Source organism: Mesobacillus sp. (genome assembly GCF_049588175.1).
GTDB lineage: Bacteria > Bacillota > Bacilli > Bacillales > Cytobacillaceae > Mesobacillus.
Map to the genome: position 1 here is coordinate 1 of NZ_JBAVFI010000289.1, position 10,618 is coordinate 10,618.

10 protein-coding genes are annotated in these 10,618 nt (G+C 40.7%); all 10 read left to right on the forward strand.

What is annotated here, in order from left to right; translation table 11 throughout:
- Positions 1 to 506 (forward strand): biotin--[acetyl-CoA-carboxylase] ligase (locus tag WB217_RS07020; protein WP_423991946.1); only part of this gene is annotated, 506 nt, incomplete at its 5' end.
- A gap of 243 nt (positions 507 to 749) precedes the next feature.
- Positions 750 to 1,586 (forward strand): 3-methyl-2-oxobutanoate hydroxymethyltransferase, encoded by an 837-nt coding sequence (gene panB, locus WB217_RS07025; RefSeq protein WP_423991948.1) that lies wholly within the window; start codon positions 750 to 752, stop codon positions 1,584 to 1,586.
- Positions 1,583 to 2,431 carry a pantoate--beta-alanine ligase gene (gene panC, locus WB217_RS07030; protein ID WP_423991950.1) on the forward strand — a complete coding sequence of 283 codons (849 nt, stop codon included), beginning with the start codon at positions 1,583 to 1,585 and terminating at the stop codon, positions 2,429 to 2,431. Before panB ends, panC begins: the two co-directional genes overlap by 4 nt.
- A 28-nt stretch (positions 2,432 to 2,459) precedes the next feature.
- A complete protein-coding gene (panD, locus tag WB217_RS07035; RefSeq protein WP_335375669.1) occupies positions 2,460 to 2,846 on the forward strand; it encodes an aspartate 1-decarboxylase in 387 nt (128 codons plus the stop codon).
- Between the two features lie 226 nt (positions 2,847 to 3,072).
- A complete protein-coding gene (gene dinG / locus WB217_RS07040; RefSeq protein ID WP_423991952.1) occupies positions 3,073 to 5,871 on the forward strand; it encodes an ATP-dependent DNA helicase DinG in 2,799 nt (932 codons plus the stop codon).
- A gap of 53 nt (positions 5,872 to 5,924) precedes the next feature.
- Positions 5,925 to 6,755, forward strand: a complete 831-nt coding sequence (locus WB217_RS07045; protein WP_423991954.1) for an ATP-dependent DNA helicase — start codon at positions 5,925 to 5,927, stop codon at positions 6,753 to 6,755.
- A 311-nt stretch (positions 6,756 to 7,066) separates the two neighbouring features.
- A complete protein-coding gene (locus WB217_RS07050) occupies positions 7,067 to 7,237 on the forward strand; it encodes a YpmA family protein (protein WP_423991956.1) in 171 nt (56 codons plus the stop codon).
- An 88-nt stretch (positions 7,238 to 7,325) separates the two neighbouring features.
- Positions 7,326 to 7,811, forward strand: coding sequence for a DUF5590 domain-containing protein (locus WB217_RS07055; protein ID WP_423991958.1), 486 nt, complete (start codon positions 7,326 to 7,328; stop codon positions 7,809 to 7,811).
- 130 nt (positions 7,812 to 7,941) lie between these two features.
- Entirely contained in the window at positions 7,942 to 9,129 is a 1,188-nt protein-coding gene (locus tag WB217_RS07060; protein WP_423991960.1) for a pyridoxal phosphate-dependent aminotransferase, read from the forward strand.
- 463 nt (positions 9,130 to 9,592) lie between these two features.
- On the forward strand, positions 9,593 to 10,618 hold a 1,026-nt coding region (asnS, locus tag WB217_RS07065; RefSeq protein ID WP_423991962.1), incomplete at its 3' end, for an asparagine--tRNA ligase.

A 10,618-nucleotide genomic window follows, 5' to 3' on the forward strand; every position in this document is an offset into this window, starting at 1 on the left:
CGGTAGGAGTAGTCCAGGCTATCGAAGAAGTCACAGGTTTACTTCCAGAAATCAAATGGCCTAATGATATATTAATTAACGGAAAAAAAGTAACAGGTATCCTTACGGAGATGCATGCGGAAGCTGACCGAATTAATTCAATCATTATCGGAATCGGCATCAATGTGAATACAAAGAAAGAGGACTTCCCTGCTGAACTTGAAAATATAGCATCCTCTCTTTCGATTGAAGGCCAAAGCTTCGTCGACAGGGAAAGACTGATCCGAGCAATTCTGGAAAAGTTGGAAAAGCTTTATGTACTATATCTAGAGAAAGGATTTTTCCCGATAAAATTGATGTGGGAAAGCTATGCTGTCAGTATTGGCAAGGCAATTACCGCACGTACTTTAACTGGAGAAATCAAGGGTAAGGCCATTGGCATTACTGAGGATGGCGTACTGTTAATAGAAGATACGAGCGGTAAAGTCCATCATATCTATTCAGCTGATATCCAAATAGATAAATAATTTTGTTAAGTAGCCAAAATTATAGCCATTTGCTATAATCATACTGGGCGGTATCGTAAGAACTGCACCTGAATTTCTTTCAAAATAATAAAATAGTTCTGCCTGGATCCGATATCGGACTGGGACAGAGGGATGAAACAAGTACATGGCTTCAAAGGGTCCTTCTGGCATAGATGGGTCCTTTTTTGTGTCTAGCAATGATGGATTGTTTTATCGCCTCTTATTAAAAAAGGAGGAACGAGTATGAAACAAACAACCGATTTCTTAAAAATGAAGGAAACTGGAAGCAAGATTGTCATGGTGACTGCCTACGATTATCCTTCTGCGAAACATGCAGAACAGGCAGAGGCAGACATGATTCTGGTTGGGGATTCCTTAGGCATGGTAGTGCTTGGTTATGATTCGACCATTCCGGTCACGATGGAAGATATGCTCCACCACTCCAAAGCCGTCAGGCGCGGGGCTGGCAATACATTTATTGTTGTCGATATGCCTTTCATGAGTTACCATCTGTCAATCAAAGACACGCTTGTAAATGGGGCTAGAATCATGCAGGAAACAAGGGCTAATGCCGTGAAGGTCGAGGGCGGCGATGAAGTCATTGATCATATTAAGGCATTAACAAGAGCGGGAGTGCCTGTCATGGCTCATCTAGGCTTGACTCCTCAGTCTGTTGGCGTACTTGGAGGGTATAAAGTACAGGGCAAGAGTGCTGATGCTGCAATGAAACTGATAGAGGACGCGAAAAAATGTGAAGAGGCAGGAGCCTTTGCTGTTGTGCTCGAATGTGTTCCTAAACAGCTTGCGAAACAAGTATCAGAAAGCTTGACGATTCCGACAATTGGGATCGGAGCAGGAATGGATGTAGATGGCCAAGTGCTCGTCTACCATGACATTATCACTTATGGAGTAGAGCGTGTCCCTAAATTCGTTAAGCAATATACAAATGTAAATGAAATAATCGCCTCAGGGTTGAATTCGTACGTAGCGGAAGTGAGGCTGCGTGCCTTTCCTGAAGATAAACATAGTTTTACAATGAAGGAAGAGGAACTGCAGGCATTGTATGGAGGAAGAGAATGAAAATCATCACAACAATAGCTGAAATGCAGAAGGAAATGACAGCTTTGAAAGCTCAGGGGCATTCAATCGGATATGTACCAACGATGGGATATCTGCATGAAGGCCATATGTCACTTATGAAAACAGCACGCCCTCAAAATGATATTTTGGTATTAAGTATTTTTGTGAACCCGCTTCAGTTTGGCCCAACAGAGGATTTGGATGCCTATCCTCGGGATTTTGACAGGGATCACAAAACAGCTGAGGCAGAAGGTGTCGATTATATTTTCTATCCATCTGCAGAGGAAATGTATCCCGAAGAAGCTTCAAATAAGATTACCGTTGAGCAGAGGACAAATGTTCTGTGCGGCAAGTCAAGACCAGGACATTTTGATGGTGTTGCCACAGTGTTAGTGAAATTATTTAATATTATCCAGCCTAATCGTGCTTATTTCGGGTTGAAGGATGCACAGCAAGTTGCGGTAGTAGAAGGCATGATCAAAGATTTTAACTTTCCAATTGAATTAGTTCCTGTGAATACTATCAGGGAAGATGATGGCCTGGCCAAAAGTTCACGTAATGTTTATCTGTCAAAAGAAGAACGGACACAGGCTCCTGAGCTTAATAAAGGTCTTCAATTGGCAAAGGCATCGATTGAGAGCGGAGAGCGAAATCCTCAAAACATCGTCAGGCTGATTAACAAACATATAACTGATCATTGCGATGCAGAAGTTGATTATATAGAAATCTATTCTTATCCTGAATTGAAACAGTTGGAAACACTGAGTGGGAAAATCATTATTGCTCTTGCAGTGAGATTTACAAGAGCTAGGCTGATTGACAATATTATATTAGAAATAGAATAACTTAATTTATATAGGGGGAAATCAATCCATGTTTCGCACCATGATGAATGCTAAAATACATCGCGCAAGAGTTACTGAAGCTAATTTGAACTATGTAGGCAGCATCACGATTGACAGTGATATTTTGGATGCTGTCGGTATGGTTGCTAATGAAAAAGTACAAATCGTAAATAATAATAACGGTGCACGCTTTGAAACTTACATCATTCCTGGCGAAAGAGGCAGTGGTGTAGTCTGTCTTAATGGTGCTGCGGCACGTTTAGTACATGAGGGTGATGTAGTCATTATTATCTCCTACGCTTTGGTGGCGGAAGAAAAGGTAGCGACACACCAGCCGAAAGTCGCCTTGATGAATGAAAATAACCAGATTGTTGAAATGCTTCATGCAGAACCTGAAAGAACGATATTTCAATAATTCCAATTGATAGGCAACAATTTTACATGTTATTTTCCGTTCATATGAACAATAGAAAAAAACTCCCGCTTCGTCGGGAGTTTTTTCATACATATCCTTGCTGGAAACTTTGAAAAATAATGAATAAGAGTTATCTTCCAAGCTATATCTGAGGCAGTATTCTGCTTTCGCTTTTTTTCTTTTTATGTTACGTTTTTGTTTGACTGAATGTTAGAGGTGTAAAAGAATGAGCCAAAAATATGTTGTAATAGATTTAGAAACGACGGGCAATTCCCCAAAAAAAGGGGATCGCATCATACAAATTGGGGCGGTTGTGATCGAAAACGGTAAGCTTACTGGCCAATTTGCTTCTTTGGTTAATCCATTGCAGGATATCCCTGTATTCATTGAAGAACTTACAGGTATTTCAGATTCGATGGTCAAGGATGCGCCTTTATTTTCGGAAATTGCTCCCGAAATTACAGAAATGCTTAAAGACGCTTATTTTGTGGCTCATAATGTATTATTTGACCTTTCTTTTTTACAGGACGAGTTATTAAATGCCGGCTGTGAAGGATTTTATGGCCCTGTACTTGATACTGTTGAGATGGCAAGGATCCTGTATCCAACAGCTGACAGCTTTAAATTGACGGATCTGGCTGCAAAGGAGAACCTTAGACATGATCGGCCGCATCAAGCAGACAGTGATGCATATGTCACTGCAGAACTTCTTTTAATCATGCTAGAGGCTCTGAATACTCTGCCCCATGTTACATTAAAAGAGCTGGCAAAACTGTCCGAGGGACTGAAAAGTGATCTCCATTTGCTATTTGATGAGGCCCTGAACCATAAAGAGAGCACAATTGAAATATTGCCTGAAGATATCGAAGTCTTTCGCGGAATAGCATTAAAAAAGAAAATCTCCGCAGAAAAAACTGTTCATGCTAAAGTAGACTATCCGCAGACAAATGCAGAAAAACAGCGTCTGTTGCACAAAGCATTCGTACAGTTCGAGTCACGCCAAGGCCAATATGAAATGATGGACATAGTATATGAGGCTTTTTCTAGGGAGGGGCATGCCCTGATCGAGGCGGGTACCGGAGTAGGCAAGTCGCTTGGATACTTGGTGCCAGCCGCTATTTATTCACTGAAAAACAATAAACCGGTAATTATCAGTACTTATACTACTCAGCTGCAGGAGCAACTTTTATCCAATGACGTTCCTAAGCTTGAAGCTATGTTCAACTGTCAGTTAAACACCGCACTTATTAAAGGACGCAGCCATTACATCAGCATGGCAAGGTTTGAGCAGTCACTTAAGGAAGTTGAGGAAAATTACGATACGGCCTTAACGAAGATGCAAATTCTTGTCTGGCTGACCCAAACTGAAACAGGCGATTTCGATGAACTTAACCTGTCCAGTGGAGGCATGCTTTTTTGGAATAAGATTAAATATGACCGTTCAATGTTCCTGCAAACGAAGCAATGGGACGAGCATGATTTTTACAAGAGTGCCCTCGAAAAAGCGAAGAGCGCCAACATTTTAATTACAAACCATTCCATGCTATTGGCTGACATTGTAACGGGCAGCGGAACTTTACCTGAATACGAATATGCCGTGCTTGATGAAGGCCATCAATTCGAAAAAGCAGCGGGAAAATATTTTGGAAAATCGCTTGATTATATGGCTGTAAGACTTCTGCTGAACCAGCTTGGACATTATGAGCAGACACAGCTTTTTTACAAATTAGAGTCAATCATGAGTTCAACCGGCGTCGATCATTCAGAGAGCCGTATGCATACGTTTGAAATAAATAAGCTTATTGCAGACCTGGTTTATGAAACAGACGAATTATTTAAGCTTGCTGGAATGTATGCACGAAAAACAAGCAAGTCTAAGTCAAGTGGCAGCAAGATCCATACAAGTCTTGCTCCAGACCATAACAATCGTATTTGGACAGCATTGAAAACCACTGCCGAGAGGTTCTATTTCTTAATAAAGGATCTGGAAAGCGCCCTTGGACAGCGGCTGAATGAAGCAATGAAAATATCCCTGGAGCTCTCGCGGGATCACCAGGCTTTATTAGAGGAAGTCGTTCAAGTGAAGTCTGATTTAGAAGGTATTCGAAAGACAGCCAAGGATGTTTTCATCGATACGAGCAGTAAATATGTAAGGTGGATTGAAGCTGACTTGCGAGCATTGCAGAATTCTACTTCTATATTTGCCCGCCCTGTTTATGTGGCGGATGATATTGCAGACATTTTTTTTAATAAAAAAAGAAGTGTCATTGTGACTTCAGCGACACTGTCAGTAAATCAATCATTTGATTTTATAAAAAAGGAATTGGGTATCAAAACACCGATTCTTGAAAAACAAATCCCATCACCCTTTTCATATGAAACCCAGGTGAAACTAGTAGTTCCCGATGATTTGCCTGATATTAAATCAGTGTCAAATGATGAATATGTAGCGGCCATTACAGAGCATATCATCTCCATTGCGGAAGCGACGAAAGGCCGTATGCTAATATTATTTACTTCCCATGAAATGCTGAAAAAGACTTATGATTTGATTAAGGAAAGCGGGCTGCTCGAGGAGTTCGTGCTCATTGCCCAGGGGATTACCGCGGGAAGCCGGACGAGGCTGACAAGGAATTTCAAGAGATTCGAAAAAGCTATTTTATTTGGAACCAGCAGCTTCTGGGAGGGGGTTGACATCCCGGGTGAGGACCTTTCTTGCCTCATCATCGTCAGACTGCCATTTTCGCCGCCAGATGAACCTCTTACAGCAGCAAAGTGTGCTTTAATAAAGGAAAACGGAGGCAATCCATTCTCAGAACTATCCTTGCCTGAAGCAATCCTGAGATTTAAACAGGGATTTGGAAGACTGATTCGGACATCCTCTGACAGAGGAATGATTTTTATCTTTGACCGAAGGCTGCTAACGACGTCATATGGACAAGCATTTTTAGGGTCGATTCCGGAAGTGAAAGTGAAAAAGGGGTCAATATCAGAAATCGTGGAATTTATTTACGATTGGCTATGATAATTTCAGGTAAATGACACACTCTATAGCTAGAAGTAATTGGAGGAGTGTACATGAAGCTGATATTTGCGTTTTTGGCATTTATGAATTGGTATTATACACCTTTTGAATCTCCTTCTGCTCCTGTTGAAGTAGAGGGTGTGGACGTCCACCTGAAAAGAAATGAATCGGCTTTCACCTTTTTTTCTCTAAGTGATGGTGAAGCTGCCCTGATACAGCATGCCAATGGTGAAAATTTGCTTTTAAACACAGGCGGAAAGGGAACAGTTAAAGAGCTTGAACGACTGCTAATCCTATTTAAAGTTAAAAAAATATCAACAGTGATCCTGACATCTAGTGAAGGGCAGTTAAATCTCGAGCATTACATTAAAAAGTATAACGTTCAGCAGATTGTTACAGGAGCCTCAGCGTATCAGTCACTGTCAAAAAGTGTCATTCCGGTTGACGTTAAGGTTAATCGCTGGGTGCAGGGTGATTTTCATAAACTGATGCCTGGCTTGACTGCTGAGGTAATTTACGATGGCAGCGATGAAAATGAAGGTATGGATATTTCGTTTGAATTTTTCCATCATCAAATTTTTTATGTTCGTTCTGCCAGTCATAATGCTGAGCAGGTATTCCTGGAGAAGCCGCTGAAAAATGTCAATATCGTCAAGCTCCCACAATATGCTGAAAAGGGATCTTTTTCCGACCTTTTAATTGAACATCTTGATCCCCAGCTTGCCATAATATTCAAATCAAGTACAAAGAAACCTGATCCAGCACTTTTAGAAATGCTGCATGAGGCATGGATTGATGTATATTTCACCAAGCAGCACGGTACTGTTACTATTAAGCTTACTGATTCGAATTATGATGTCATTACCATTATGAACAAAGAATAAAGTATTTTATGGAAACATAGATATTGTTTACCTAATAGTATATTGAAATATAAAGGACTAGTTTTTTTGATCAATTAAATCAAAAAAGCTGTAGACAAACTTGATTTTCCGAGTTTGTCTACAGTCTGAACTGTGCAATTTATGTGCAGCCATTCATGTGTGCGCACTAGAAATGTATTTGTAGGGGTAGTTATACTCTTACCAGTGATGCTATACTCCTGATATAATGAGTATTGTTGATTTTAGTATTGCCTACAATACACTTATATATTAATGACAAAAATTGTTGTTACAAGAGGAGGAATTCCAGGATGGAAAGCAAAATCGAAGTTTTATCTACTGTAAAAATCCAGCAAAGTCCCGATTTATATAAAATTGTGGATGCCCTGAACAGAACCTTAAAGCATGATGATCTTATGTTTGGGCTTGCACTGGACCAGGAAGACAAAGAAAAAGCAGTATTTACAATTTATCGTACATAAAGGGTGAGCACAGAAAGATTCCAGGCACTAAAATGATAATTTGTGCTCAATCCTTACCAAAAGAGCTTGCATAAAAGAAGGGGTTATTGTGAAAAAATGGATTTTATTCAGTATTCTCACGATTGTTGTCATTGCGGGAATTCTGATTAATGTATATTTAAATGCCACCGAACCGGTAAATGCTGCGGAAGAAAAGGCTGTACAAATTGCCTCCGAGGAAACAAACCTGAAGGATTTCAGTCAGTTCAGTCTATATAGCGGCGAAGAAACCTACTATGTAATGACAGGCAAAAACTCCAAGCAGGAGGATGTTTATGTCTGGATCAATGAAAAAAATCGTGAAGTCCTGACCAGAAATGCAAAAAATGGAATCACGAAAAAAGAAGCTTTAAATAAACTATATGAAGAAAAGAATCCCAAAGAAATTGTAGAAGTCAGGCTTGGCATGGCCAGGATTCAAAAGACGGACAGGCCAGCATGGGAGATTTACTATCGAAATAACAACGATACAATCAATTATTATTATGTAGATTTCGATACTGGAGAAAAATTGAGGGCTATCGATAACTTATAACCCGCTTTTTTTTGCATATCAGCTAGCGGTACCCGTACTTTTTATGTTTCTGAAAAACAGTGCCGTAGAGCGAAAACTAACAGAAAGTGTGTAACTATGCAGTTTGTAAAAATAGTTGGGAGGTAAAGGGATGGAATTCCAGTTAGCCAGTAGAGTGGGAGCACTCACTCCTTCTTCAACATTGGCAATCACCGCAAAAGCAAAAGAATTAAAAGCTCAGGGAAAAGATGTGATTGGACTCGGAGCAGGAGAACCGGATTTTAATACACCACAGCATATTATCGATGCTGCTGTGAAGTCTATGAATGAAGGTTTTACAAAGTATACTCCTTCAGGCGGGCTTCCTGAATTGAAAAAGGAAATTGCATCTAAGCTAAAGCTTGACCAGGGGATAGAGTATAAGCCCAATGAGATTATTGTCACTAACGGCGCAAAACATGGCTTATATACATTATTCCAGGTGCTGCTGAACGAAGGTGATGAAGTAATCATTCCTATTCCGTATTGGGTAAGCTATCCAGAGCAAGTAAAGCTTGCCGGAGGAAACCCGGTATATGTCGAAGGGCTTGAACAAAATTATTTTAAAATCACGCCTGAACAGCTTAAAGAGAAAATCTCCAGTAGGACTAGAGCTGTAATCATCAATTCTCCAAGCAATCCAACAGGAATGGTATACTCTAAGGAAGAACTGAAAGCTCTTGGCGATGTTTGCCTTGAAAATGGAATTTTAATTATTTCAGATGAAATTTATGAAAAATTAATCTATGGAAATACACAGCATGTTTCTATTGCGGAGATTTCTGAAGAATTAAAGCAGCAAACCATCATCATTAATGGTGTATCAAAATCCCATTCTATGACAGGATGGAGAATTGGCTATGCAGCTGGTAACAGCAAGATCATCAATGCTATGACCGACCTTGCAAGCCATAGCACATCAAATCCTACAACTCCTGCACAGTATGCTTCGATAGCTGCATACTCTGGATCACAGGAAGCTGTAGAAATGATGAGAACTGCATTTGAAGAGAGACTTGAGATCATTCATGCTAAATTAAACGATATTCCAGGATTCTCATGCGTCAAGCCTCAGGGAGCATTTTATTTATTCCCTAATGCAAAAGAGGCAGCACGCATTAGCGGCTGCAAGGATGTTGACGAGTTTGCTGAAGTATTGCTGACAGAAGCAAATGTTGCTGTCGTGCCTGGTTCCGGGTTTGGTGCACCAGATAATCTGCGTCTCTCCTATGCGACTTCCCTAGATCAATTAGAGGAAGCCATCAGCCGGATTCAACAATTTGTAAATAGACGATCATAACCAAATAGACGGAGAGTCGCTAAACGATTCTCCGCTTTCAAAAAAGATAAGAAAGTATTATATTCTCTTTGAGAATTGTCCAGCTCCAGCGCCTAGCCCCTCGAGTCGCTTGTCTAGTTTCGCCTCCTAGAAACTCCGAAACTTCGACTCCGCAGGCAGAAGCAAAAAACGCTTCTTTGTCGGAGTCTCCAGTTTCTGCGTTTCTGGGTAGTCGGCTACACATTTCGGTTTCGGTCCGACCAATGAAGTCAAAGAACGACTTCACTGGTCGGACCTTCGAAGGACACGATGTGCTAGTGCCGACGTTGCCACAGGACGTGGCGGTTTTAGTCGGCCAGCGCTTGTCGGGGCTGACCAAGGCGCTTGCGCTTTTCTTATTTGAGTGTTGCCTGAGCCTATGGGCAAATGTATAATGAAAACAATACATACTACCAGCTTTGTTTAGTTTTGGAGGGAACAATTAGTGAATAAATCAACAATCGCAGAAGTCCATAAATATGAAGGAAAAGAAGTTAAAATTGGAGCCTGGCTTGCAAATAAGCGTTCAAGCGGAAAGATTGCTTTCCTGCAGCTTCGTGACGGGACAGGCTTTATTCAAGGAGTTGTGGTTAAGAGTGAGGTAGCCGAAGAGGTATTCCAGCTGGCGAAATCAATCACTCAAGAGTCCTCACTTTATGTAACTGGAACAGTTACGAAGGATGAAAGGTCAGCTCTAGGTTATGAATTGCAAGTCAATGGAATTGAAGTAATCCATCAGGCAACTGATTATCCGATTACACCAAAAGAACATGGAACTGAGTTTCTGATGGATCACCGCCATTTATGGCTGCGTTCAAAACGTCAGCATTCAGTGATGAAAATCCGTAATGAAATCATTCGTGCCACATATGAATTTTTCAATGAGCAAGGATTTTCTAAAGTAGATCCGCCAATTTTAACAGGGAGTGCCCCTGAAGGAACTACAGAATTATTCCATACTAAATATTTCGAAGAAGATGCTTTCTTATCCCAAAGCGGCCAGCTTTACATGGAAGCTGCTGCAATGGCACTTGGAAAGGTATTTTCATTCGGTCCGACTTTCCGTGCTGAAAAGTCAAAAACACGCCGTCACCTAATTGAATTCTGGATGATTGAACCAGAAATGGCGTTTTACGATTTTGAAGACAGTTTAAAAGTTCAGGAAGAGTATGTATCGTATATCGTCCAATCAGTAGTGAAAAATTGCCAAATTGAATTGAAGACGCTGGGTCGTGATGTATCCAAGCTGGAGAACATCCAGGCTCCATTCCCAAGAATCAGTTACGATGATGCAATTAAATTCTTGCATGATAAAGGATTTGATGATATCCAGTGGGGAGATGACTTCGGTGCTCCTCATGAAACTGCAATTGCTGAAGCTTATGAAAAGCCTGTTTTCATCACCCATTATCCAACATCATTAAAACCGTTTTACATGCAGCCGGCTTCTGACCGTGAAGATGTTGTCCTG